Origin of the sequence: Chryseobacterium sp. WX (assembly GCF_029542485.1) — a bacterium.
Classification (GTDB): domain Bacteria; phylum Bacteroidota; class Bacteroidia; order Flavobacteriales; family Weeksellaceae; genus Chryseobacterium; species Chryseobacterium cucumeris.
In genome coordinates this window covers 4,192,132-4,217,135 of the sequence record NZ_CP120710.1, presented here as the reverse complement: position 1 = coordinate 4,217,135, position 25,004 = coordinate 4,192,132, and the positions used below count along the sequence as shown (strand labels likewise).

Genomic DNA, 25,004 nt, shown 5'->3' with positions numbered 1-25,004 from the left:
CAGCTATATAAGTCAAAACCAGACATAGTTCAATATGATTATCAATTCCTTAAAAAATAGACATTTTAAAAACATTTTATATTTGTGGCAACAAAAAATCAACAAATGATGAAAAAAAAACTATTGTATATGGCTTTATTTGTCATGTTTATTCAGTTAAATGCACAGATAGGGATTAAGACAGCGACTCCCCAACATACATTGCATGTCAACGGTTCACTGCAGGTGGTTAAAGATCTTAATGTGGGTGGAGATGACAGAACAAAGGGAAATTCCGGAAACAAAGGTGAAGTTTTAATGTCAAATGGAGCAGGTAATGCACCTGTTTGGAAAACAATTGAGTCAGAAAACTTTCTAAAGGTGGTTTATGTCGGAAACAAAACAGACATCAGCCCAGCCAGTGGAAGTTATACAGGTACGCATTCTACACCAGTCAATACCCATGAAAGTTATTCACAGACCTATGTTTTTAATGTGAGTAATAAGATCGATACGGCTTATTTAACTTATAATTCTACAACAGGGCTTTTCACAGTAGTAAAACCTGGATTTTACAATATTGTTCCTTATGCTACTTATGATCTTAATTTAAATCCATCAGGACAAACTGCAGGAACAGCTAACTCATACATACAAAAAGTTTCTCCTGCACTCACAACGTTAGCAGGCATATCTACGGGCCATGGAGAGCGTACAACGGGATTGAATCATAATCTTTCCTCCATTAACTTTTTCAATGCAGGAGAAACATTCAGAATACGCTGCCGTTATACTCAGAACTTCAGATTATCCAGCGGAAATATTCATATCTCTTACCTTACTCCCTAAGCACTACAAACGTCAATCACTTCATTAACATTTCATATATTTAAAAACCCCACAGATTTCTCTGTGGGGTTTGAATTTTTATAGAGGTTTGTTTATTACAAAGAAAAAGTATACACATTTCCACCTTCATCTTTCCCTTTCTCATCTGCGATCATTAATGTTTTATCATCAAAGAATACAACTGCTTCCTTCTGAGAATTATGATGTAAAGGGATTTTCTGGATTTTTGCAGTACTGAAATTGTCTGCTGTAAATCCGGTAAGAACGTGAACATTTTTATGGGTAAGCAATACAATCTTATCTTTTGTACCGTTGATACTGGCAGAGGTAATAGCAGCATCGTTATACCCTCCATCAAGTTTTAACCTTCCTATTAACTTTGCTTCAAAATCGCCTTCTTTATTGGGTACCTGAAATACAAGGAAAGTTCCATCAAAACCTTTGCTTCTGTTTTTGGTGAATAAGTAAAAATTTCCGTCCATTTCCACAAAACCTTCACAATCGTACAAAAGATTTGATTTTTTGGGAGGAAACTCCGTCTGTCCCTGATAATGGAATTTTGTAGTCTGAACAACCTTGGCCGCAATTTGTTTGGTATCTTTCAAATCTGTTTTTAAGATGGCCAGATCCTGTCGGTTATTGTCATTATTCCCAAAATCTCCGATATAAATATTTCCCTGGGGATCAGATATGATATCTTCCCAGTCTGTATTTTCAGCATTTTCTACCGGTATTTTTGCCAGCAAATCGCCTTTATCACTTAGCCCGTATATTGCATTTTTATTTCCTCTGTCTTCTATCGCCCAGATTGTTTTCTTATCCTTTGACAAAGTAATTCCGGAAACTTCCTTCAACTTCTTGGGTAAGGAAAACTGTACTTTCAATTCGTCTTCCTTAGCAGGAGAATTCTGAGCTTTTGGATTGCAGCTTAACAAAAGCAAGGCGGGTAAAATAAGAAAGCGTAACATATTTATATTTTATTTTTTTAACTGAATATAAGAAGCATTAATTGTTCCAATCGGCAACTATGAAAGTTTTTTTGCCTTTTCCCAAAGAACATCCATTTCTTCCAGAGACATATCTGCCAGTTTTAAATCCCGTTCCCCGGCAAGGTCTTCCATCTTTTGAAATCTTGAAATAAACTTCAGATTGGTTCTTTCCAATGCAGAATCCGGATTGATTCCTGAAATTCTTGCATAATTGATAAGTGAGAAGAAAACATCCCCCAACTCCTGTTCTTTTTTATCCAAATCCGTTTCAGCATGAAACTCCTGAATTTCTTCATCTACCTTTTTCCAGGCATCTTCTGCATCATGAAACTCAAAACCTATTCCTTTCACCTTATCCTGAATTCTGTAAGCTTTTACCAAACTTGGAAGACTTTTCGGAACTCCACCTAAAATAGATTTGTTTCCTTCTTTCAATTTTAATTTTTCCCAGTTCTGTTTCACTTCTTCCTCATCTTTCACATCAACATCTCCATAGATATGAGGATGACGGAAAATCAGCTTTTCATTAAGGGAATTGATAACATCTGCAATGTCAAAACTTTCTTTTTCAGAACCGATTTTAGCATAAAAAACCAAATGAAGCAAAACATCACCCAATTCTTTTTTTATTTCCTGTAAATCTTCCTGTAAAATAGCATCTGAAAGTTCGTAGGTTTCTTCAAGGGTAAGATGGCGAAGTGATTGGAATGTCTGTTTCTGATCCCATGGACATTTTTCACGCAAATCATCCATAATATTCAGTAATCTTCCGAAGGCCTCCAGTTTCTCTTGTTTCGTATTCATAAATAATGGGAAATTCAATCTTATACAAATGTAAGGGATATTCGGACATCATTACAAACGTTGGAAGTAAAAGTTGCGAAGTGCAGAATCCGGATAGATTCAATATGTAAACCTAACAGGTTCTCAAAACCTGCTAGGTTTGGAATATTAGCATCAATTATTTTTTGTCTTGAAAAAACAAAAAACCTTGTCCGGAAATTCCAGACAAGGTTTTGTATTTTTAATTCAAAAATGAATTATCCTTGTTTTCTGTGTGTACTTTTCGGAGCTGATTTTGCAGCTGAAGTAACTTTTACTTTTGGAGCAGCTGGCTTTTCTGCTTTTGGAGCCGCTTTCTTAGCTTCTTTTTCAATGCTTACTTCTTCAGCTGGTTCTCCTTCCAAAGTTTCAGGCTCTGCTTTTACAAAGCTATCAGGGGTAATATATCCTGCTTTCTGAAGAATGTTATACCATTGAGCCAATTTCTTGATATCAGAAGAATATACTCTTTCTGTATCATAGTTAGGAAGTGATTCCAGCATAAAATCTTTCAGATCTGCATCAGAAGATTTGTGAGAGATTGTTTCCTTATAATCGTTGTTTTTAGCAATATTTTCAAATACTTCAAACAAAGGAACTTCTTTCTCAAATGTAAACATGGCAATATTATCCAATAAACTTACCTGGCTTGAGTTTCCAATGCTTACTTTTTTCTTTGAGGTAACATCTTCAATGATGAATCCGTTTCTTAATTGAGAAACTAATTTGAAAAGTCCTGGTTTTCCAGAAATTGAAATTATTTTTTCTAACAGCATAATTTTATTTTTTGTAAATTCTGCAATCAGCACTAGCTTTTTGCTTTTTATTATTCGTTTTAATCCTTATTTAATTATTTTGGAAATCTCATTTTGTAACCGATGTTCACGTCACCCTGAGAGATTTTGGTCAGCTTACCTTTTACGAGTTTCTTCTTCAAAGCGCTCAGGTGGTCGGTAAACAGAACTCCTTCAATGTGGTCATATTCATGCTGAATTACGCGGGCTCTAATATCGGAAAAAGTTTCTGTATGTTTCACAAAATTTTCGTCATAATATTCAATAACGATTGTTCCTTTTCTTTTCACATCTTCTCTTACATCCGGAATAGAAAGACAGCCCTCATTGAACTTCCATTCTTCCCCTGACTCTTCAAGAATCTGCGCATTAATGAATACTTTTTTGAACTCCGCCAACTCATCTTTAATATCTTCATAATCCTCATCTTCTGCAAGAGGCGTCACATCTATTACAAACAGACGGATATCCAAACCAATCTGTGGCGCTGCAAGACCTATGCCATTTGCACTGTACATGGTTTCGAACATGTTATCTATCAGTTCCTGTAATTCGGGATAATCTTTGTCTATATCTTTTCCCACTTTTCTCAAAACAGGATCCCCAAAAGCTCTTATCGGTAATATCATCTTAATCTTTGTTCTAAAAAATTCTGCAATATAATTGTTGCACTTACTTTATCTATTAATCCTTTTTCCTGCCTCTTTTTCTTGTTTTTTCCACTTTGGGAAATAAAAAAAGAAGCCATTTTGGAGGTAAATCTTTCATCAAAACGGTGAACTGCAATATCCGAAAATTCTTTTTTAAATTCTTCTATGAATTTTAAAATATCGGTTTCCACTTCTGAAACATTCCCTTTCAAATCTATGGGAAGCCCAACTACTACTTCATCCACCTTATTTTCATTGAAATATTTTTTCAAAAATTCCATTAAAAAACGGTTCTCTACAGTCTCCAGCCCACTGGCTATAATCTGCATATCATCAGTTGCAGCGATACCACAACGAGCCTTTCCGTAGTCTATTGCAAGGATTTGTCCCATAAGTTTGCAAATTTAGTAAAATTTACTGATTTTATTCATAACGCAGTTTTTTTATATAAATCATGTTTTATTCCATTATTTTTTTTATAATTTTAATCTTCCAAAAAACAATTATATGAAGAAACTCATCCTCGTTAGACATGCAAAAAGCGACTGGCCGGAGGAAACGGAGGACTTTGACAGACCTTTGGCAGACAAAGGTTTGGAGGATGCTATGCACATGTCCAGATTCCTGAAAAGCAATAATATTTCCATTGATCATTTTGTGTCCAGCCCCGCGGTTCGTGCACTGAATACCTGTAAAATCTTTAATCAGGCCTATCAGCTGAACTGTTCTACTGATGAAAAACTATATAACCCTTCGGAAAGAAGCTTTGAATCTGTAATTTATGATCTGGATGACAACCTGAATTCAGTTGCGTTCTTCTCTCACAATAATGGAATTTCCAATTTTGCCAATTCCATTTCTGAAGATATTTTCCATTTTCCCACTTGCGGAGTTGCAGGTTTTGAAGTAGACTGTGAATCCTGGTCAGAATTCGATGGTGCTAAAAAGAAACTTCTTTTCTTTTATGAACCAGGGAAAATATAATTTCACTTTTCTATTTTTTTATGTCACAATAATTACCCTTCTTTTCTCTTGTCAGAAACAGAAGAAAAATTACTATGAATCTATTGCATTCAATGACATCAAACTTTCCTCTTCTCCCAAACCCGGAAGCTGGCGGTATAATCATGATGAACATTTCCAGACATTTGAAGATTTTCAAAAATTAAAAAAGATAAAACCACAGCCCGGAAAAAATATCATTTATCTTCAGCCTGTAGGAACATTCGATGAACTTCAGAAAAAAGAAATAATCCTCACAAAGGAATATTTAAAAACATATTACCAACTGGAGACCAAAATAGTACCAGCACTGCCTAACACGATATTTCCTGAAAATGTAAGAAGAATTTCGAAGGAAGGGAATGAACAGATTCTTGCAGAATATGTACTGGATAGCATTCTGATCAAAAGAAAACCTAAAGATGCTGTAGTACTGATGGGAATTACAGAAAAAGATCTTTTTCCAAGACCGGAATGGAACTATGTTTTCGGACTGGCATCTTATGAAAAAGGTGTAGGGGTAACGTCAATGTATAGATTTGCAAGCGGTCATTTAAGCGATTCCAACTTTAATGAGAGTTTTCTGAGATTAATAAAGATCAGTTCTCATGAGATCGGGCATATGTTTGGAATAAGCCATTGTCTGAATGCCAACTGCGTGATGAATGGAACCAATACGCTTATTGAAACAGATTATCACCTCGCAAGAGCATGTTCACTCTGCCAGAGAAAACTCAATTCAAGTATCCATTATGATCCTAAGAAAAGACTTCGTGAATTGAAAAATTTCTTTGAAAAGCAACATCTTAACACAGAACTTTCCCTATCACAGCAAGACCTGAATCTTGTACAATAAACCAACATCCTTTTACCGACTGCCTATTCCCCTCCTCTAGAGGTGGCAAAAAATTTATTTTTTGAAGGGGTGATTAGCTTCGCCTAAAGCCATTATCGTTGTAAACATGAAAAAACGGTGTTCGTTCTTGAACTGGTATTCGTAACCTTTCAGCTTATGCTCAGGATGATAGCCCGTTTCTATTGAATTATTTCAGTTCTCATTTTCAATGATCATTAAAATGAGTGTTATCTGTGAATAAATTTGTGGCATTCGTGGTTAACAAACAAAAAAAAGAACGGATCAAAGCCCGTTCTCTATAAAATATCTTATGTAATTTCGATTTTATTTCTTCTTCAAATCCAGATCATCAAAATCAAAACTAAAATCCGTCACATCAGAGATCGCTTTCAATTTTGCAGATTCTGCTTTTCCGTTTTCGTCATAGCTGAAAATAATATAGGCATCTGCATCATAGCTTCTGTCGTCCCATTTAATAATAAAAGAATTATTAGAGTATGGAAGTAATTCTCCTTTTAATCTTGGAGAGTTTTTGCACGAAATTCTGTAGCTATTTCCCTGCTGAGCAATCTCTACATCACCAAACCAAATATCATTATATGTCCCTGTGAACTGTTCTGCTTTTGGCTGCAGCGCTTTTTCTTTTTTGAAGGCTTCGGATTTTGCAAAAGCATCTTTCTTTTGTTTGCTGAATTCGGCTTCCATTTTAGCCATTCTTTCGCCATAGGTTTTCAGCCAGTTTCTGTCGGCTACCCCAAGATAAGAATCTTTCACGGTATTGGTAATTGTGTTGAAAGCGGCTCCTGACTGTTGGTTCGTCAATACTACAATTCCCAGTTTCATATCCGGAATTAATGTAAACTGTGTTACCGTTCCGATCAATCCACCGGTATGCTGTACCTGCTTGTGTCCTTTAACATCACTTAAAAACCATCCTAAACCGTATCCATAGAAACTTGTATCATAAGGATTTTTTGCAGCCACTCTATCCGGAATCTGCAGACTCCAAAGTTGTTGAACATTCTTATCCGAAACCAGTTTTTTACCATCTTTTGTGGTGAAGTTATTCAACAGACATTCCGCCCACGTGGTCATGTCTTTAATGTTACTCATAATTCCTCCTGCTGCATTGCCCGTCTCATTCCAGTCGTGAGGAACAGCAATTGCTTTTCCGTCTACAGGAGCGTGTGCATCAATTTTATTAGCTATAGCTTTTGCTCTGTTATAGCTTCCGAAACTTGAAGTCATACCTACAGGCTTCATAATTCTTTGCTCAATAAATTCTGCCCAGCTTAATCCGGAAACTCTGTGAATGACCTCTCCGGCTACAATAAACATGATATTGTTATAATCCAATTTTGTTCTGAAAGGATTTTCCGGTTTCAGGTATCTCACATTATGAACAATATCATTAACAGTCAAGTTTCCTCCTTCAGGAAAGAACATAAGATCTCCCTGGCCAAGTCCTAATCCCGCTCTGTGAGTAATAAGATCTTTGATCGTTACATTTTGAGAAACGTAGGGATCATACATTTGAAACTCAGGAATATATTTTGAAACTTTATCATCCCAGTTCAGTTTTCCTTCATCTGCTAAGATGGCTAATGCTGTACAGGTAAAGCCTTTTGAGTTGGAAGCAATGCCTACCAGCGTATTGTCATCCATTGGCTGCTTTGTTGTAAGAGAACGTACCCCAAACCCTTTGGAATAGATCATTTTGCCATCTTTCACAATTCCTACCGACATTCCCGGTACATCAAAGGTTTTCAGGGTATTTTGGATCAGTTCGTCCAGCTTTTTTTCTTCAACCTGCGCATTGGCCAATCCTACGGTCAAAAGAAAAATGAAAAAAGAAAGTTTCTGTTTCATTGTTTATTTTAATTTTCCCAAATTTACTAAATATTAAACGATGCTCATTTTAGCCCATGCTAAAACTTTACGATAAATCAGTTGTATTCATGAAAAAGCCTATTTGTATCTGTATTTTCTCTCTTTTCGCAGTCAGCGGTATCAAAGCCCAGGACAGAACTTCAAACCCTTTACTTTTGCAGACCTGGAATCTAAGTAAAATGGACACTTATATCTATACTTACGAAAAACAGGATGGTTTTGAGGCAAGAAGAGAAGGAATCAGATTTCAGAAAAATGGAAAAATCACAGGAAATCTAATTAAATCTACCTTAAGATATGATACCCTGGAAGAACCTGTAAATAAGAAAAACGAAAAGCCAGACCGTTATATCGGGAGCTGGAAAAAAGCTTCAGATTCTACAGTAACGTTGGTTTTCCCTTCTAATACCAATATGACCGGTACTTTTGTTATTTCAAAGCTTACAGAGAATCAACTGAAACTTAAAAAGGTCTTCAGTGCAGATATTGAAAAGAAACTTGATTCTATAAGGAAAACAAAAAATATTACTGATTAGCTTCTCCTGTGAATTGATAAAAGCTTCTTTATATTTGCAGTCTTAAAAATGGCAGTACATGACAAAAGTTCTTCTTCTTTCCGATTCCCATTCTTATATTGATGACCGTATCCTTGAATATGCTTCTCAGGCTGACGAAGTATGGCATTGTGGAGATTTCGGAAGTCTGGATGTCATTGAACAGCTGGAAAAAATAAAACCATTGAGGGGTGTTTACGGAAATATTGATAATGCTAAAATCCAGGCAGAATTTCCGGAAGTGAACCGTTTCTTCTGTGAAAAACTGGAAGTTCTGATGATCCATATCGGAGGTTATCCAGGAAAATATACTCCACTTACGAAAAAGGAAATTGCAGAAAAAGCTCCGAAATTATTTATTTCAGGTCATTCCCATATTTTAAAAGCAATGTATGACCAGAAAAACAGTCTTCTTCATCTCAACCCGGGAGCTTGCGGAAAACAGGGTTGGCATAAAGTGAGAACAATGATGCGCTTTGTGGTGGATGGTGAGGAAATCAAAGATCTGGAGGTCATAGAACTGGGACCAAGAGTGTGATGAGGAAGAGTGTGTGAAAGTTGGAGGGTTTGAGTGTTGAAGAGTTCGAAGGTAGAGGAGTTTGTGTTCATCCGTTTTACTTTTTACCTTTGCACAAATAATGGCTCACAGAAGTCTTGAAAAATATGAAAATTGGCGATAAGGTTTCGGTAGTAGATGAAGATTTAAGCGGAGTAGTTACTTCCGTGAAGGGTAATATTGTCGTTTTTAAAGACGAATATGGTTTTACTCATCAGTATCCCAAAGAAAAACTGGTTCCTAAAGATGCTGATCTTTATGAAAATATCAGAGTCGTAAGAAAAGAGGAGCCTAGAAAAATCATTTCTAAAAAACATCAGAAAAATCATTTGGTTTTAGACCTGCATTTTCATAATTTGGTAAAGAATCCCAATGATTATGACAGTTTTGAAAGATTGTTTATTCAAAAGGAAAAACTGATTGAAGTGATTGAGTTTTGCAGAAAAAACAATCTGAAGAGACTTGAAATTGTTCACGGCATTGGCGACGGAACTTTACAGAGGATGGTTCGGGATGTATTGGAAAGCCAGGTTAATATTGATTTTTATAATAAGGAAATACTTCACCATCAATCGGGTGCGGTAATGGTAGAATTTCACTAAATTTGCAGGAATTGAAATATGAACGTACTTAATTTACTTTTTACCAAAGACGGATTAATCTATCAGATTGTTAAAAACAAAAACATTCTGGAAGAAAAGTCTTATTTCGTTACTGAAGAGACACCAGCCAGTCTTATTGACCAAAAGCTGGATGAAGTTCTTATAAAGCAGCGCTATGACGAAATCCATGTGATTTCAGCATTGAACCACTTTACCCTGATGCCCGAAGGTTTTTCTGAGCATGATGCAGGATTTGATTTAATTGCCTTCAATGCTCCTACCGACAGAGAGAAAGAAGAACTGATGCTTTCTATCAACAAAAAATTCAATATTCAGTTTTATTATACGTTCCCGAAAAACTACTATAAGAAAATAAAAGAACTGGCAATACCGGTTCATTTTAATTTCTCCGGGGAAAAGTTTTTAAGTTCAATCAATAATAAAACGAATAAGGAAATTCATATCAATCTGTATCACAATCAATGTGAGTTTTTTGCGATTGATAATAAGAAAATCATCCTTTATAATAATCTGGATGTCAATTCTGAAGTAGATTTCCTTTACTTCATTATGTTTACATTGAGCAAGATCGGTTTTGGAATCAATGAAACCAGCTTTTATGCTTATGGAGAAACGACGGAAAATGAAACGTTTATTTCCGAACTTCAGAAATTTGTTAAAAATCTGAAAATTGTCTTTGACAATATTCCCAATAAAAATTTTATATTAAATTAAAAAAGGTACTGCCAGAACGCAGTACCTTTTTTAATCTTCATCATTATTATATCTAGAATAATGTGTATCCCAGGATAATTGAAAAGTTTTGATAAGATGTATCTTGTTGATCCAGCTTAAGCAGATCTCTTTTTGTATGTACATTCAACTCAACACTATATTTGTCATTGTATTTATAACCTATTCCAAGTCCTAAATTCATTCCGGATTCAATTTTATATTTTTCCTTAGCATAGTTATATATTTCATAGGTCACTTCTGAATCTCCCATTGGAATATCAAATATCGCCGACGCATTGAAAAACAATTTTGATTTTTCATTCAAAAACGCATAATATCTTACTCCTACAGGAATCTCAATAGATGAGTACTTTACCGAAGATTTATTTGATACTTTTTCGCCTAAAATAGTACTTGTAAATACTTCTTTATCAGCTTTAAAATATTGATAGGTAGGTTCTGCAATAATTGACCATTTGTTATTATTGAACGGTAGTACAAACTCTGCTTCAATGCCCATTCTAAAATTAGTTTTACTTCCGTAATCAGAATCGAAAACATTATTAAGCGAATTATTCTTAATATCTAAAGATGAAAAATTAATTCCTGGTCTTACAGATAAATGAAATATTTTTTTATTTGCTTTTTTTTCATCAAAACTTTTATAGTCTTCATTTCCACAAGTATTCAACTTAATAAAGACAGTTTTCAGGCTACTCTCTCTGTATTCCAACTTTGAAAATTGTGATGCTGTAATATTACCACAGTCCGATAAAGTTTTTAATTGATTTTGGTACGTATTATTTTTGCCCACCTGGGAACTTGATATCTGGTATCTTTTAAATATTAAAGGTTCTATTTCATTTTCTTTTTGATAAAAAAAACGCTCCAGATACTCACTGGCATATTTATACAGAGTATATTTCCCTTCGATAACCGTTTTAAGTAGCACTGTCTTTTTAGTAAAATGAGGTTTTTCATCCTCCGTTAAAGCATTGATATCATCACTGGACATATCAACATTCACTTCTGCTTTTACATATTTCACTTTGCCTTCTATCTCAAAACTTTTAATGTTATCAATAGTATATGTTTTAACGGAAGGGTTATTTTCTTGTCTAAAGCTAATCTGAGAGGGAGAGTCTTTCCAATCAAGATTCTTTATCAACCCTTCAATTTTCTCTCCATTGCTATTGATTACATAGCCTTTTTCAAAGTTATTTTGTGCAGATAATGTTAAACTTAGAACAACACTGAACAAAAATGTGTAAAATGATTTATTCATGATTATTATTTTCAAGGCGCAAAAGTAAACATTCTATCGAAATAAAAATAAATACTTCCTTGTTTCTTTTTTATTTGTCAACATTTAGTAATTTCGCTGTCTATAATAATTTCAGTATGTTCAGAATAATATCAGGCAAATGGAAAGCCAAAAAAATTGCAGCTCCTAAAAACTTTGAAGTAAGACCTACCACCGATTTTGCGAAAGAGGCTTTATTCAGCATTCTGGAAAATAAATACGATATGCAGTCGATTTCCGTGCTTGATCTTTTTGCAGGAATTGGCTCTATCACCTTTGAATTTGCTTCCAGAGGATGTCAAAATATAACGTCTGTAGAATTGAATCCGAAGCATACCGCCTTTATAAATACCACTGCATCTGAGCTTGACATGGCACTTCAGATCAATGTACAGCGAGGAGATGTTTTCGACTGGCTAAAAAAATTCAGAAATAAAAAGTCTTTTGAGATTGTTTTTTCTGATGCTCCTTTTGAAATGGAAGAGAAAAAATACCACGAGCTGATTTCTCTTGTTTTAAACAATAAATACCTTAAGGAAAACGGAGTTCTTATTGTAGAGCACCAAAGTCGTATGAAACTTGACCATCCCAATTTAATAGATACCCGAAAATACGGAAATGTAAGTTTCAGTTTTTTTGAACCCAATAAAGAAGATAATCAGGAACTTTAATTCCTGATTATTTTTTTTGAGATGACCGGAGATTCTTCGCCCCATTTTGTTATAGCTTCTAAAACAGGTAAAAGCGTCTTTCCAAAGTCCGTTAATTCATATTCTACCACTAAAGGAGGTTTTTCTGTAAAAACTTTTCTGTCCACAATTCCGTCTTCTTCCAGTTGTTTTAGCTGTAAACTCAATGTTCTTTCCGTAATAGTAGGAATGGATTTTCTTATTTCATTATAACGCTTCGCTCCTCCAATAAGGTGGTGTAAAATTACTGCTTTCCATTTCCCTCCGATAAATTTCATCGTAACGCTGGTACAGCAGGGATAGGATTTATTATCTATTGTATACATTTTTATACTATCATTTTTTACCGTTATTGCAAAGTTAGGAAACTTAAATTAATTTTGTAACTATAAAAATGATAGTATAAAATTATGAACTTTTTAGACCAAATGAAAAACAGGTATACTGTAAAAAAGTATAATCCACAGGGAAAAATCAGTGAAGAACAAATTGCAATGCTTCAGGAGATTTTAAACTTAAGTCCTTCCTCCATTAACAGCCAGCCATGGAATTTTATTTTCGTTAATGATCCGCAACTGAAAAAGGAATTGGGTGACAAGTCTTATTTTAATAAAGAAAAAGTACTGGATAGTAGTCATGTAATTGTTTTTCAAGTGATCAGAAACATAGAAAACTTTGAAAAGCAAATTGAAGAAAACCTTCCTGAAGGTTCTGTTAATTATTACCGAACGATGGTAAAACCTAAGGGAGAAGAAGCAATAAAATCATGGCTTGGTCATCAGGTATATTTATCATTAGGAGTTCTTTTGTCTGCATGCGCAGCAATGGGAATAGATTCTACTCCAATGGAAGGAATTGAACCGGAAGGTTATGATGCTGTTCTGAATAATGAAAAATATGAAACCTTATTTGCCGTAGCCATCGGACAGAGAGATGAAGCAGATGCTAATCAGCCGAAATTCAATCCGAAGAAAAGGCTGAATGCTGAAAAAGTAATTATAGAGGCGTAACATAAACACAAATTTCACAATCTCTTTCACAAAGGCCTAATAAAAAAGTCTGCTTCAATATGAGGCAGACTTTTTATTTATAATACTTTCAATTCTAAATCGATGGTTTTTCCAAAGAACTTCTTGGAGATCTTTTCAAAATTCTTGGTAAGATCGGAAAGGTAGAAGTGATAATTCGGCTGGTGATTGTTATCATTTAAAAGACTATACTTATCCAGAATAATCTTCAAATGGTTAGCCACAATATTCGGAGAATCTATTACACGGACTCTGTTTCCATAATACTGCTTGATTTCATCTATTAAAAGAGGATAATGGGTACAGCCCAGAATCAAGGTCTCAATATTCTTCAGTTTGCTGTTACTCAAGTAATTGTAGATTATAGCATGGGTGATCGGATGGTTTTTAAATCCTTCTTCAATGGCAGGAACCAGTAATGGTGTTGCCAGTTCATCCACTTTGATCCATTTATTATGTTTTCTGATGCTCTTTTTATATAATCCTGAATTCACGGTTGCTTTGGTAGCAATGACGCCTACATTATTATGGATTTCGTATGATACTTTTTCAGCAACAGGGTTAATAACGTCTATTACAGGTACTTTTCCCGCAACAGACTGCATCACTTCATTTAAAGCATTAGCTGTTGCCGTATTACAGGCAATGACAATGGCTTTACAGTTCTGCTCCAGCAGAAAATTGGTGATCTTTGTAGAATATTCAATAATCGCTTCCTTGGATTTTTCTCCGTAAGGAAGGTGCTTTGTATCTCCAAAGTAAATAAGGTCTTCGTGAGGCAGAAGTCTTTTAATTTCTTTGGCAACGGTAAGACCTCCTACTCCACTATCAAAAATTCCGATAGGCTGGTTGGGTGAAAGATGTGAATAATCTTGTTTTTTCGTTTTCAAATGAGTTGAAATTTTATACAAAAATAGTGAATTTTATGGCATGCTGTATACATACAAACATTATACAATAAACAAATCCGACGCAATTCCGTCTGCCATAAACCAATGTTTTTCAGGAATTTTTAAATGTTCATTCTCAATGATTAAAATACCTTCCTCAATTTTGAACTTGCTCTCTCTCTGAAAATGTTCCAGCATTCTGTCTGAAAATTTATTTTTTAAACTTTCCAGATCTACACCCCAAATGGTACGTAAACCAATCATAATCATTTCGTTAAACTGATCTTCATGGGAAAGAATTTCTTCTTCTTTAGCCAGAAGTTTATCATTCAGTTTTTTGATGTATTGCTGATTATTGGCTACATTCCAGCTTCTTACATCAAATCCGTTATAGGAATGTGCTGAGGGGCCTATTCCAAGATATTCATTGTATTTCCAGTAAGCAGAATTGTGTCGTGAGTAAAAACCAGGTTTTGCAAAATTAGACACTTCATAATGTTCAAAACCATTGTCTTTTAAAAAGTCTGATAGATAATAGAATTCACTGTTTTGCTCTTCTTCTTTGGGACTTTTTATTTTCCCTTTTGAAATCCAGCTTTCTAAAGCTGTTTTGGGCTCAACAGTTAATGCATAAGATGAAATATGAGGAACTTCTAAAGCAATTGTCTTATTCAGATTTTCTTTCCAGATTTCAAGATTGGATGTGGGTGAACCATAGATCAGGTCAATACTCAGGTTTTCAAAGCCGAAATCCTGTGCCCGTTTGATGGAACTTTCTGCTTCGGAAGCATTGTGAGCTCTGTTCATCAGTTTAAGATCTTCTTCAAAAAAACTTTGAGTACCAATAGACAGTCTGTTCACCGGTGTTCCCGCAAGCTGTTTTAAAAAGTCTTTATCCAGATCATCGGGATTGGCTTCCAGAGTGACTTCTATATCGTTTTCAAAACTGAAGTACTTCAGAACATCATCTATTAAAGAACTGATCTCATCCACAGAAAGAATAGAAGGAGTTCCCCCTCCAAAATACAGGGATTTCAGATTTTTATTCTGTAGCTCATCTTTTCTCAATAGTATTTCAGTTTTCATAGCACGAAGCATATCATCCTTGAAATTCAGGGATGTTGAAAAATGAAAGTTACAGTAACTGCATTTTTGTTTACAGAACGGAATGTGAATATAAATCATAAAAAAAGCTCTGAAAAATTTCAGAGCTCAAATTTATTTAAATTAAATTAATTAATATCTAAATCCTCTAGCATTAATGAAGTTGTCGAAGTTATACCCCAGACCAATCATGAAGCTGTTTCCTCCATAACTCTGGATGTCAGACAATCCAAGGTTATAAGTAGCTCCGATCATGAATTTGTTGAATCTTACTTTTACAATTGGAGAGATACTTAGGTTCTGATTATCAAATCTGTTCTGAACCGTTCTGTAACTTACCCCGAAAGAGAATGCGTTAATATCATTAGAGAATGTAGCCATTAGGTTCCAGTCTATCATTCTCGTTGAATTTGTATTAAGATTGATTAACGCTGAAGGTGCTAATGTAATATTATCAGCAATATTCCAGTTGTATCCTAAGTTTAAGAAGAATTTAATTGGAGAAGGCTCGTAGTTGTTTACAATAGAAGCATCATTACTTAATGCGATATCATTTACGGAAACACCCCCGAATAAACCTCTGTAGGTAGCTGCCAAACCGAAGTTTGCATATACCATAAAGATGTTACTTTCTTCACCTCTCAATAGTGGGTCACCACCTTCTTCAGTATTGATTTTTGAATAATCAAAATTCATGTTATAGAAGTTAACACTTGTACCGAAAGAGAATTGGTCTTTTCTGTCTCCTTCACTACTTAGCGGAATAAAATATGAAGCACCAGCCGTGATACCACCAGCAGAGATCGGTCCGTTACTGTCTCTAAACACGGAAATACCAGCACCTACTCTATCAAATATATTCGCATTAATCCCGATTGACTGAACATTCGGAGAATTACTGAATTTTGAAAATTGTTGTTGATAATTGGCGTTGAGCTGTACGTAATCTGTTTTTCCGTATTGAGCTGGGTTGAACAGGAACTCACCATCCAAAAGATATTGCTGATAGTATGGTAGTGATTCTTGTGCTTTGTATGCATTTGACAAAAGAGCTAAACATACGATAGCATATAGTTTTCTCATAACAAATCTTGATTTCAATTCAACAAATATAAAAAAATTCTCAATATATTTTTAGTTTTCTAAATAATTTCTCCATTTTTTTACGGCATCCGCCATATCTTTGGGCATTGGGCTCTCAAAATATAATTCCTTTTTTGTTGTTGGGTGTATAAATCCTAGGGTATGGGCATGAAGGGCATGTCTTGGCAAAATTTCAAAAACATTTTTAATAAATTGCTTGTATTTTGGAAGATTTACCCCTCTTAAAGGTGTATGTCCTTCATATCTTTCATCATTAAATAAAGTATGCCCGATATGTCTGAAATGCGCCCTGATCTGATGCGTTCTTCCGGTCTCCAGTTTACATTCCACCCAGGTCATATATTTGAATCTTTCCAGCACTTTATAATGGGTCACCGCGTGTTTTCCCTGGCTGCCATCTTCATAAACAGACATCTGCATTCTGTTTTTAGGATGCCTTCCGATATGGCCTCTGATGGTACCTTCTTCATCCTGCATATTTCCCCATACAAAAGCCCAATACAGCCTTTTGGTGGTTCGGTTAAAGAATTGTTTTGCCAGGAAACTTAATGCATATTCATTCTTGGCAATCACCAATAGTCCTGAGGTATCTTTATCAATTCTGTGAACAAGCCCTACCCTGTCAAGATCGGATTTTTCACCATTCTTTTCAAAGTGGAAGGCCAATGCGTTCACCAATGTTCCGTCCCAGTTTCCAAATCCTGGGTGTACCACCATTCCCGCTTCCTTATCCACAACAACCAAGTCATCATCTTCATAAACGATGTTCACAGGAATATCCTGGGGAATAATGACATTTTCTCTTGGAGGATGGGTAAGCAAAACTGAGATCTGATCTCCCGGTTTTACACGGTAATTCTGTTTCACCGCTGTTCCGTTCACTATAACATTTCCGGCTCTGCAGGTCTGTGAAATTTTATTCCTTGAAGAATTCTGTCTGTATATTAAAAGGAACTTATCTATTCTTAATGGTTCCTGTTTGCTGTCGACAGTGATATTAAGATGTTCATACAATCCTTTATTTTCCTCATCAATATCGATGTTTTCGATACTGTTGGAATCTAATAATTCTTCATCTAAAAAATCGTCGTTATCTTCTGACATTGTTTTATATTTTTTACACAAAAGGCTTCAACATTTTATAGTTGAAGCCTGTATTTTTGATATTAATCTGATCTTATTCTACGACAACCTTCTTAGCTTTTGGCTTTTGAGCAGGCTGTTGTGTTGTTGTTGCTGCAGGTTTTGTTGTACCTCCAGCAGTGTGAGTACCGTTCCCTACAGGTGTTTTAGGTTTTTCAACAGTTGCAGCAGCTGGTTTAGCTGCTGTAGTCTGATTTTTAGAGGCCTCTGTCTTCGGAACTTCCGGCTTTGGAGTTTCTCTTTTTGGAGCAGGAGCGGGTACAACCGGAGCATCATAACTTGGCTCAGTATGCACTTCTTCATATCGTACCGGAGGAAGTGAAGTATCCACTTTCATACGATAGATAGAATTCAACTGCTCTACTTTCGCTCTTAATTCTGCCGGAGTCTTTTTACTTGCCCAAAGATCGATTTGCATTCCCTGATCACGAACATCTCCGGAGGCAGGATCCTGATAATAAATAATATCAGATTCATCTTTACTTCCATCTTCATGCTCTACCAGCCCTACTTCAAACATACTCTTGGTAATGACAGCTCTTGCTTCTTTTACCGTAAGTCCTACTACATTAGGTATAGAAATATTTCTCATTGGCCCCGATCCTACCACAACATCAATGGTAGAGAATCTTGGTAAACGCGTACCTGGGTTTACAGCATTTCCTTTATATAATATTCTTAGAAGGGCATCTTTCTGAATACTAGGCTCATAAATCGTATCACCGATTTTAAGACCTACCTGATCCAATCTCTGAAAGGCCAGTCCGGAATATTTATTAATAACATTCGGCACCGCAATAGGAGCCCATGTTCTCGGATTTACTTTAAGCGTTACAGTTCTTCCGTCTTTTACACGGGAACCTGGTGCAGGATATACCTGCAATACCTGGAATGGTCTGTATTTCGGGTCGTAATTGGCACTGTCTACTTCATATTCCAGCCCTGTATCATCTAATATTTTTACGGCATCATGTACCGATTTATTTACAATATTGGGAACAGGAATTTCCTGACCGTGGTTAGTATGGTACTCCAACCAGCGAAATGTGAGCCATACCAGCCCAACGAAAACACCGATGGCTACTACTAAATTCAGTAAAACTTTCCAATTGAAAAGTGATTTAAGCATACTTAAAAATACTTTAATTATAACCGCAAATATAGCTAATAATTTTAGAATGGACTTTTTATTTAACACAATTCATTTTTGATTTTAAAATTTGCCGATTTCCCATATTGCATTGCATAAAATGATTAAATTTGCCTTAATTGATACTATATGGTTATGAATAAAAAAAGTGTTGCCGTAGTAATGGGAGGCTATTCCGATGAATATGTTGTTTCCTTAAAAAGCGGACAATTGATTTATGATTCTTTAGACAGAAATCTCTATGACGTATATAAAGTAGTAGTCCTTAAAGATGAATGGTATTTTTTAGGTGAAAATGATAAAAAATATGCCATCAACAGAGGGGATTTTTCTGTGACTTTAGATAATGGGGAAACTTTAAAATTTGATGTTTGTTTCAATATCATCCACGGAACTCCGGGAGAAAACGGAATTCTTCAGGCCTACTGGGATGCCATCGGTCAAAAATATACAGGTTGTGATTTTTACCAGAGCGCCCTTACTTTCAATAAAAAAGACACTCTTGCCGTATTATCAAAATACGGAATTCCTTCTGCAAAAAGTATTTATTTAAGAAAAGGAGAAGATATCAATGTAGACGAGATTGTGTCTGAACTTAACCTTCCTTTATTTGTAAAACCTAACCAATCCGGATCTTCTCTGGGAATTTCTAAGGTAAAAGAAAAATCGGAACTGATTGCCGCTACTGAAATTGCTTTCAAGGAAGATGACGAAATCCTGATTGAAAGTTTCCTGGACGGGATGGAAGTTTCTGTAGGAGTTATTGATTTTAAAGGAGAAACTATTGTTTTAGGAATTACAGAAATTGTTCCTACCAATGAGTTCTTTGATTATGAAGCAAAATATGAAGGTGCTTCTGAAGAAATTACCCCTGCAAGAATTGACGAAGAGACCACTAAAAGAGTGGAAGAAATCGCCAAAAGAGCTTACGATTCATTAGGCATGAGTGGTTTTTCAAGAAGTGAATACATTCTGATGAACGGAATTCCTTATATGCTTGAAATGAATACCAACCCAGGATTCTCTCCTGCAAGTATTCTCCCTCAGCAGGCAAGACATTATGGAATTTCCATTATGGATCTTTGTGGAAATGAAGTAGAAAAAGCACTTAATAAGTAAATATAGAAGTTAGAAATTAGAGGTTAGAAAATAATAAATACATAGCTTTTAACTGATAATTTACCATTCAACGTCATAACTCATACAACATGAAAATTGCTGTTTTTCCAGGGTCTTTTGACCCTATTACACTAGGACATTACGACATTATAGAAAGAGCGGCACCGCTATTTGATAAATTAATCATCGCTATCGGACAGAACTCTCAGAAAAAATATATGTTCCCTCTTGAAAAAAGAATGGAATTTATTCAAAACTCTGTAGCAGAATTTCCCAATGTGGAAGTAGATTCATTTGAAGGTCTAACAGTAGATTACTGTTTTGAAAAAAATGCTCAGTACATCATCAGAGGATTAAGAAACCCGGCAGATTTTGAATTTGAAAAAGCGATTGCTCATACCAACAGAACATTAGCTCATAAAAAACTGGAAACCGTATTCTTACTGACTTCCTCAGGAAAATCATTCATCAGTAGCAGCATTGTAAGGGAAGTTATTAACCACGGCGGCGAATATGAACTGATGGTTCCGGACTCTGTGAGAGTGGAGAGATAAAAAAATATAATTGATGAGCGATAAATGATAATTGATATAATGGCCAAGAATTTGCTTAAGCAGAAATCATTCATCAATTATCATTTATCAACAATCATTTATAATTATATATGCACGAACAGTTCAATTTTGCAATAGAAGTCCTGGGGACCATTGCCTTTTCCATGTCCGGAAGTTTTGCAGCGATGCAGAAACGGCTTGATCCGTTCGGAGTGCTTATTATTGCATTTGTAACTTCTGTAGGAGGAGGAACTGTAAGAGACCTGTTACTGGATATCCCTGTATTCTGGATGCATGATATTCTGATGTGTACCCTGATTCTGGCGACCAGTATTTTTTCAATGATTTTCAAATCTCTTGAGAAAAACTTTAAAGTAACTTTATTTATCTTCGACAGCTTCGGACTTGGATTATTTACCATAATCGGTGTACAAAAAGGTTTAAATGCAGGTATTCATCCAATGATCTGTATTGCATTAGGAACTATTACAGGTTGTTTTGGAGGGATTATCCGGGATATATTACTCAATAGAATTCCATTAATTTTCAGAAAGGAAATTTATGCCACAGCATGTATTGTGGGCGGAGCAGCATTTCTATTGATGACCAGATATACAGTACTTTCCTATACTTTTATACAAATCTTCACTATTTTACTGATCGTTGCGATTCGAACATTTGCTGTAAAATACCATTGGCAGATGCCTAAATTTTATGGCTATGATCAAAACTCAGAAATGTAAATTTGATATTTAACACATAAAAAAGCACCTCAAAAAGGTGCTTTTTATTTTTATTTTTTTTGATTAGAAGAATTTCCCTCTGTTTCTCATATTCGGGTTATGCATATGCTTCTGCATGGTTGGCATTTTCAACTGATCTTTCATCATTTTGATCTGATCGGTCATCATTCCGGCACTGTCCAGTCTTTTTGCTTCTTCCAGCAACTTCTGACCTTCCTGCTTTCTTCCTTTAGAAATAGCTGCTGCAGCAAGATTTAAAGTAGCCATTGCTCTGTCGTGTTTCATATTCAAACCGTACTCCAACGCTTTCTTCATGAAAGGCTCTACTTTCGCAGGATGATCCTGAGCTTGCGTCAGTCCTGATAAATAGTGAAAATATCCGTATTGAGTTTTATGAAGCTGTCCTTTATAATCTGTTATTTTGGATAACCATTCTCCGGCTTTCTCCATATTTTGTTTTCTCAATTGCCAGAATGCCAATAGGATATATTCGTTTTTAAAGAATAGCAAGATGGGAAATGCAGCCAAAAGAAAAACAACAATACCCCAACCAAGATTTCTTGTGAAAATCATCATATAAAGTCCTAACAGGATAAGAACTGCTGCTACTGCAATTTTTATGTATTTATTCATTATTAAATTTTAGAAGTGCAAAGATAATAAATTTAGAGCTTAAAGTTCAAAAAGTCAATGGTGAATGGTCAATTCGCTGCGTTTGTTAATTTTGTAACTGCGGAAAATTCACGATTCACTTTGCGAAGCAAAATTGACTATTGATATCTAATCTTCTTTTTTGATTTTTTCAAATGTCTGGAAACAGAAATCATAGCCGTTCTTTTCATCTTTCTCATGGCAGATTTCGTTAGTCATTTTCCAGATTTTAGGATCTATTTCCGGAAAGTATGTATCAGCCTGAAGATCTGCTTTCACCAAAGTAACTTCAAGTTTGTCCACTACATCCATAGTCTGCTCATAGATATTTCCGCCACCGATAACGAAAACTTCCTCATCAATCTTCTTAGCAAATTTCAATGCTTCCTTGATGCTTCCTACAATAAGAATTCCTTCCTCAAACCAGTCTTTTTTTCTTGACACAACAATATTGGTACGGTTCGGAAGAGCTTTTCCAATACTTTCATAGGTCTTTCTCCCCATAATAACCGGATGTCCGGAAGTAATATCTTTAAAATGTTTCAAATCTTTAGGAAGATGCCAAAGCAACTGGTTTTCAAAACCAATTTCATTTTTCTCTCCCATTGCCACCACTATTGTTGTCATTCAAATAATTTTTTACAAAATTAGCACATAATTTGTATATTTGGTTAGCACAAAAAATTTAAAAAAATAAACTATGAAAAATAAAGGATGTCTGGGTGCAGGAACCATTGGTATTGCCCTTCTTATTATTGTTGCAATTCTATTCTTCTGGGGGAAAAGCGGATATAACAGCTTTGTCAACAAAGAACAGACTGTGAACGCAAAATGGTCTAATGTAGAGACTGTGTATCAGAAAAGAGCGAACCTTATTCCTAACCTGGAAAGAACCGTAAAATCGTATTCAAAATTTGAGCAGGAAACTTTAACACAAGTTGTGGAAGCCCGTTCCAAAGCTACTTCCATCAATATTGATCCTACGAATATGACCGAAGCTGATCTGGCTAAATTCCAGGCTGCACAAGGAGAATTATCGGGTGCATTAAGCAGATTGATGGCCGTGGTGGAATCTTATCCTAACTTAAAAGCAGACCAGCAGTATATCAACTTCCAGAGAGAATACACTGCTATTGAAAATAGTATCAGAACTGAAACGGTTTACTATAATGATGCTGCAAAGGATTATAATACTTCCATCAAGACTTTCCCGAATAATATTCTGGCGAATTTCACCAACTTCAAAGAAAAACCTTATTTCAAAGCTGATGCAGGCGCTCAAAAAGCTCCTGAAGTATTCAAATAATAATGGGTAATTTCCTAACAAATCAACAGATCGCTTCCCTTGTGGAAGCGATTCAGTCTGCGGAAGATCATTCTACGGGAGAGATCAGAGTGCATATTGATTCCAATACGGAAAACCGGGATGCCAAGACTGCATTTGAAGTTTTCAAAAAACTGGCTATGGATAAAACAGCAGACAGAAATGCGGTACTCTTCCATGTCAATTTTGAACAGAAATATCTTACCATCATTGGAGATACCGGCATTCATGAAAAAGTAAAACAATCTTACTGGGATCATCTTCACGATTATATCACCGCTGAATTTGCCAAAGGAAATTATTATCAGGCCCTAAAAAGTGCCATCCTGGAAACAGGACTTGAACTCAAAAAACATTTTCCTGTAGAAGGAGAAAACCCAAACCAACTTCCAAATGAAATTACGTTCTCTTAAAATAGTATTTTCATTTTTACTACTCTGCTTTTACACTTTTGTATCAGCACAATATACCATTCCTGAAAAACCTGCGGTGCTGTATCCTGTTTTTGATGAAGCCGGATTGCTTTCCCAACAGGAAAAAGATGCACTTAATCATAAACTGATCAAGTTTGCAGATTCTACCTCAACGGAAATTGAAGTAGTCATCATCCGCTCTACCAAAGGAGAAGATGTGAATTTTCTGGCAACCATGTTTGGTGAGAAATGGAAAATCGGAAAAAAGGGAGTAGATAACGGAGTTGTCTTTCTTATTGCCACAGAAGACAGAACCATGTCTATCCAGCAGGGACGTGCCGTAGAGCAATACCTTACTGCTTCTGTAGCTGGACAGATCTTAGATTACATCGTCACCCCAAATTTCAAGAAAGGACTTTGGTATGAAGGGATCAATGGTGGAACCTCAGCGATTATGGAGGCTGTTGAGGGAAAATTCAAACCTGTAGCCACAACAGCTCCTTTCGGCAATGGAAGTGCATTTAAAGTTCTTATTATTGCTTTTATTATTTTCATCATCATTGCTATCCTTTTTGGAAACAGAGGTGGCGGACGTGGCGGAAATAATGACGACGATGATGATGTGATTATCACCAGAAGAGGACGCAGAAATTATCCTGGTGGTTTCTTCCCGTTCCCTGGCAGCTTCGGAGGAGGTGGCTTTGGCGGTGGAAGTTCAGGTGGCGGAGGCGGATTCGGAGGCTTCGGCGGTGGTGGAAGTTTCGGAGGAGGCGGTGCATCCGGTGGATGGTAATCAAGAAATATTCAAAAATGATATAGAATCAGATCATCACGATCTGATTTTTTTTATTTAAAAACCAAAATAATGCTGATTTATTAACTTTTATTAATGTTAAATTGATATTTAGCTGTTAAAAAGTTAATAAAACATCATAAAAACCACCTTTTATTCAATATTTTTTCACTATATTTACGGAAAACAGGATTATGAAGAAGACGCTGGTAGTATTTGCACACCCTTATCTGGAGCACTCCAATTCGAATGTAGAGCTCATCAATTTCTACGTTCGCCACCAGCATTATACCCTGAGAGATCTTTACGAAGAATATCCTGACTTTCATATTGCAGCTTTCCGGGAAAGAAAACGCCTTAAAAACTATGAGCGTTTTATCTTCCAGTTTCCCCTGATATGGTTCGGCATGCCGCCACTCCTCAGATTATGGATTGATGAAGTTTTCGACAGAGACTGGCTGAAAGAAGGTGAACATAATCCCCTGGAAGGAAAAGAAGTCTATATTCTGGTAACCACAGGCGGAAAAGAGAGGTCTTTCAGCAAAACCGGCACTTACCAATATACCATAGATGAACTCATCAGCGGGCTTATTGTTTCATTAAAAGTTTTTAAAGCAGATATCAAACATATCAAAATCGTATACGAAGCCAACAAGCTCTCTAAAAAAGAAATTATTTTACATAAAAAAGAATTTACAGAACTACTCAATCAATAGCA

Annotated in this window: 31 protein-coding genes; 16 read left to right on the top strand and 15 right to left on the bottom strand. The window is 35.6% G+C overall.

The features are described from left to right. The first annotated feature begins 105 nt into the window (after positions 1-105). The gene (locus PZ898_RS19110) at positions 106-828 is read left to right on the top strand and encodes a hypothetical protein (protein ID WP_277693971.1); all 723 of its coding nucleotides are present in this window, start codon (positions 106-108) and stop codon (positions 826-828) included. A 95-nt stretch (positions 829-923) separates the two neighbouring features. Here PZ898_RS19110 and PZ898_RS19105 read toward each other — a convergent pair whose 3' ends face one another. The 5 genes from PZ898_RS19105 to ruvX all read right to left on the bottom strand — a co-directional run bounded on the left by PZ898_RS19105 (position 924) and on the right by ruvX (position 4,475). Continuing rightward, entirely contained in the window at positions 924-1,796 is an 873-nt protein-coding gene (locus tag PZ898_RS19105) for an SdiA-regulated domain-containing protein (RefSeq protein WP_277693970.1), read from the bottom strand. A gap of 57 nt (positions 1,797-1,853) precedes the next feature. Further along, on the bottom strand, positions 1,854-2,621 hold the full coding sequence (gene mazG / locus PZ898_RS19100) for a nucleoside triphosphate pyrophosphohydrolase (RefSeq protein WP_277693969.1): 768 nt from the start codon (positions 2,619-2,621) through the stop codon (positions 1,854-1,856). Positions 2,622-2,857: 236 nt separating this feature from the next. Beyond that, the gene (locus PZ898_RS19095; protein ID WP_277693968.1) at positions 2,858-3,415 is read right to left on the bottom strand and encodes a DUF5606 domain-containing protein; all 558 of its coding nucleotides are present in this window, start codon (positions 3,413-3,415) and stop codon (positions 2,858-2,860) included. Positions 3,416-3,489: 74 nt separating this feature from the next. Then, positions 3,490-4,062, bottom strand: coding sequence for a peptide deformylase (gene def, locus PZ898_RS19090; protein WP_034693378.1), 573 nt, complete (start codon positions 4,060-4,062; stop codon positions 3,490-3,492). Continuing rightward, the gene (gene ruvX / locus PZ898_RS19085) at positions 4,059-4,475 is read right to left on the bottom strand and encodes a Holliday junction resolvase RuvX (RefSeq protein ID WP_062675601.1); all 417 of its coding nucleotides are present in this window, start codon (positions 4,473-4,475) and stop codon (positions 4,059-4,061) included. Before ruvX ends, def begins: the two co-directional genes overlap by 4 nt. A 115-nt stretch (positions 4,476-4,590) precedes the next feature. On the opposite strand from ruvX, the gene PZ898_RS19080 reads away from it, so the two are divergent. Both PZ898_RS19080 and PZ898_RS19075 read left to right on the top strand, forming a co-directional pair. Further along, positions 4,591-5,067, top strand: coding sequence for a histidine phosphatase family protein (locus PZ898_RS19080; RefSeq protein WP_103234333.1), 477 nt, complete (start codon positions 4,591-4,593; stop codon positions 5,065-5,067). Continuing rightward, the gene (locus PZ898_RS19075) at positions 5,048-5,941 is read left to right on the top strand and encodes an archaemetzincin (RefSeq protein WP_277693966.1); all 894 of its coding nucleotides are present in this window, start codon (positions 5,048-5,050) and stop codon (positions 5,939-5,941) included. Before PZ898_RS19080 ends, PZ898_RS19075 begins: the two co-directional genes overlap by 20 nt. Before the next feature lie 324 nt (positions 5,942-6,265). Here the strand turns inward: PZ898_RS19075 and PZ898_RS19070 are convergent, their stop codons facing one another. Next, entirely contained in the window at positions 6,266-7,810 is a 1,545-nt protein-coding gene (locus tag PZ898_RS19070; RefSeq protein ID WP_120233358.1) for a serine hydrolase, read from the bottom strand. An 89-nt stretch (positions 7,811-7,899) separates the two neighbouring features. Between PZ898_RS19070 and PZ898_RS19065 the strand changes: the two genes are divergently transcribed. From PZ898_RS19065 to PZ898_RS19050, 4 genes are all read left to right on the top strand, one after another. Beyond that, positions 7,900-8,367, top strand: coding sequence for a hypothetical protein (locus PZ898_RS19065; RefSeq protein WP_123278980.1), 468 nt, complete (start codon positions 7,900-7,902; stop codon positions 8,365-8,367). Between the two features lie 58 nt (positions 8,368-8,425). Beyond that, entirely contained in the window at positions 8,426-8,923 is a 498-nt protein-coding gene (locus tag PZ898_RS19060; RefSeq protein WP_120233356.1) for a metallophosphoesterase family protein, read from the top strand. Positions 8,924-9,048: 125 nt separating this feature from the next. Then, positions 9,049-9,543, top strand: a complete 495-nt coding sequence (locus tag PZ898_RS19055) for a Smr/MutS family protein (RefSeq protein WP_123278981.1) — start codon at positions 9,049-9,051, stop codon at positions 9,541-9,543. Positions 9,544-9,561: 18 nt separating this feature from the next. After that, positions 9,562-10,278, top strand: a complete 717-nt coding sequence (locus PZ898_RS19050) for a DUF3822 family protein (protein WP_120233354.1) — start codon at positions 9,562-9,564, stop codon at positions 10,276-10,278. A gap of 52 nt (positions 10,279-10,330) precedes the next feature. On the opposite strand, the gene PZ898_RS19045 is transcribed toward PZ898_RS19050, so the two are convergent. Then, entirely contained in the window at positions 10,331-11,563 is a 1,233-nt protein-coding gene (locus tag PZ898_RS19045; protein WP_062675610.1) for a porin family protein, read from the bottom strand. A gap of 116 nt (positions 11,564-11,679) precedes the next feature. Here PZ898_RS19045 and PZ898_RS19040 point away from each other — a divergent pair, with 116 nt between their 5' ends. Beyond that, positions 11,680-12,252, top strand: a complete 573-nt coding sequence (locus PZ898_RS19040) for an RsmD family RNA methyltransferase (RefSeq protein WP_277693965.1) — start codon at positions 11,680-11,682, stop codon at positions 12,250-12,252. On the opposite strand, the gene PZ898_RS19035 is transcribed toward PZ898_RS19040, so the two are convergent. After that, the gene (locus tag PZ898_RS19035) at positions 12,249-12,596 is read right to left on the bottom strand and encodes a helix-turn-helix domain-containing protein (protein ID WP_034693356.1); all 348 of its coding nucleotides are present in this window, start codon (positions 12,594-12,596) and stop codon (positions 12,249-12,251) included. The two genes, PZ898_RS19040 and PZ898_RS19035, sit on opposite strands and share 4 nt — an antisense overlap. Before the next feature lie 84 nt (positions 12,597-12,680). On the opposite strand from PZ898_RS19035, the gene PZ898_RS19030 reads away from it, so the two are divergent. After that, the gene (locus PZ898_RS19030; RefSeq protein ID WP_202843725.1) at positions 12,681-13,280 is read left to right on the top strand and encodes a nitroreductase family protein; all 600 of its coding nucleotides are present in this window, start codon (positions 12,681-12,683) and stop codon (positions 13,278-13,280) included. Positions 13,281-13,357: 77 nt separating this feature from the next. On the opposite strand, the gene murI is transcribed toward PZ898_RS19030, so the two are convergent. The 5 genes from murI to PZ898_RS19005 all read right to left on the bottom strand — a co-directional run bounded on the left by murI (position 13,358) and on the right by PZ898_RS19005 (position 18,668). After that, the gene (gene murI / locus PZ898_RS19025) at positions 13,358-14,188 is read right to left on the bottom strand and encodes a glutamate racemase (RefSeq protein ID WP_062675613.1); all 831 of its coding nucleotides are present in this window, start codon (positions 14,186-14,188) and stop codon (positions 13,358-13,360) included. Positions 14,189-14,248: 60 nt separating this feature from the next. Next, positions 14,249-15,373 carry a radical SAM family heme chaperone HemW gene (gene hemW, locus PZ898_RS19020; protein WP_082798833.1) on the bottom strand — a complete coding sequence of 375 codons (1,125 nt, stop codon included), beginning with the start codon at positions 15,371-15,373 and terminating at the stop codon, positions 14,249-14,251. A 51-nt stretch (positions 15,374-15,424) separates the two neighbouring features. Continuing rightward, positions 15,425-16,375, bottom strand: coding sequence for a PorP/SprF family type IX secretion system membrane protein (locus PZ898_RS19015; protein ID WP_047428474.1), 951 nt, complete (start codon positions 16,373-16,375; stop codon positions 15,425-15,427). Positions 16,376-16,426: 51 nt separating this feature from the next. After that, positions 16,427-17,500, bottom strand: coding sequence for an RluA family pseudouridine synthase (locus PZ898_RS19010; protein ID WP_174525208.1), 1,074 nt, complete (start codon positions 17,498-17,500; stop codon positions 16,427-16,429). 73 nt (positions 17,501-17,573) lie between these two features. Beyond that, the gene (locus tag PZ898_RS19005; RefSeq protein ID WP_123278984.1) at positions 17,574-18,668 is read right to left on the bottom strand and encodes a PASTA domain-containing protein; all 1,095 of its coding nucleotides are present in this window, start codon (positions 18,666-18,668) and stop codon (positions 17,574-17,576) included. Positions 18,669-18,824: 156 nt separating this feature from the next. On the opposite strand from PZ898_RS19005, the gene PZ898_RS19000 reads away from it, so the two are divergent. The 3 genes from PZ898_RS19000 to PZ898_RS18990 all read left to right on the top strand — a co-directional run bounded on the left by PZ898_RS19000 (position 18,825) and on the right by PZ898_RS18990 (position 21,105). After that, entirely contained in the window at positions 18,825-19,808 is a 984-nt protein-coding gene (locus PZ898_RS19000) for a D-alanine--D-alanine ligase (protein ID WP_062675673.1), read from the top strand. Between the two features lie 89 nt (positions 19,809-19,897). Then, positions 19,898-20,362 (top strand): pantetheine-phosphate adenylyltransferase, encoded by a 465-nt coding sequence (coaD, locus tag PZ898_RS18995; protein WP_034693345.1) that lies wholly within the window; start codon positions 19,898-19,900, stop codon positions 20,360-20,362. A gap of 110 nt (positions 20,363-20,472) precedes the next feature. Beyond that, positions 20,473-21,105 carry a trimeric intracellular cation channel family protein gene (locus tag PZ898_RS18990; protein ID WP_216445398.1) on the top strand — a complete coding sequence of 211 codons (633 nt, stop codon included), beginning with the start codon at positions 20,473-20,475 and terminating at the stop codon, positions 21,103-21,105. Between the two features lie 63 nt (positions 21,106-21,168). Here the strand turns inward: PZ898_RS18990 and PZ898_RS18985 are convergent, their stop codons facing one another. After that, positions 21,169-21,738, bottom strand: a complete 570-nt coding sequence (locus tag PZ898_RS18985) for a membrane protein (protein WP_034693340.1) — start codon at positions 21,736-21,738, stop codon at positions 21,169-21,171. Between the two features lie 147 nt (positions 21,739-21,885). Beyond that, positions 21,886-22,383 (bottom strand): dihydrofolate reductase, encoded by a 498-nt coding sequence (locus tag PZ898_RS18980; protein ID WP_216445399.1) that lies wholly within the window; start codon positions 22,381-22,383, stop codon positions 21,886-21,888. A gap of 73 nt (positions 22,384-22,456) precedes the next feature. Here PZ898_RS18980 and PZ898_RS18975 point away from each other — a divergent pair, with 73 nt between their 5' ends. The 4 genes from PZ898_RS18975 to PZ898_RS18960 all read left to right on the top strand — a co-directional run bounded on the left by PZ898_RS18975 (position 22,457) and on the right by PZ898_RS18960 (position 25,002). Continuing rightward, on the top strand, positions 22,457-23,062 hold the full coding sequence (locus tag PZ898_RS18975; RefSeq protein ID WP_034693337.1) for a LemA family protein: 606 nt from the start codon (positions 22,457-22,459) through the stop codon (positions 23,060-23,062). A gap of 2 nt (positions 23,063-23,064) precedes the next feature. Further along, positions 23,065-23,493 carry a TPM domain-containing protein gene (locus tag PZ898_RS18970; RefSeq protein ID WP_227942397.1) on the top strand — a complete coding sequence of 143 codons (429 nt, stop codon included), beginning with the start codon at positions 23,065-23,067 and terminating at the stop codon, positions 23,491-23,493. Further along, positions 23,474-24,286, top strand: coding sequence for a TPM domain-containing protein (locus tag PZ898_RS18965; protein WP_277693964.1), 813 nt, complete (start codon positions 23,474-23,476; stop codon positions 24,284-24,286). Before PZ898_RS18970 ends, PZ898_RS18965 begins: the two co-directional genes overlap by 20 nt. Positions 24,287-24,480: 194 nt before the next feature. Continuing rightward, positions 24,481-25,002, top strand: a complete 522-nt coding sequence (locus tag PZ898_RS18960; RefSeq protein ID WP_110011719.1) for an NAD(P)H-dependent oxidoreductase — start codon at positions 24,481-24,483, stop codon at positions 25,000-25,002. The last annotated feature ends 2 nt before the right edge of the window (positions 25,003-25,004 follow it).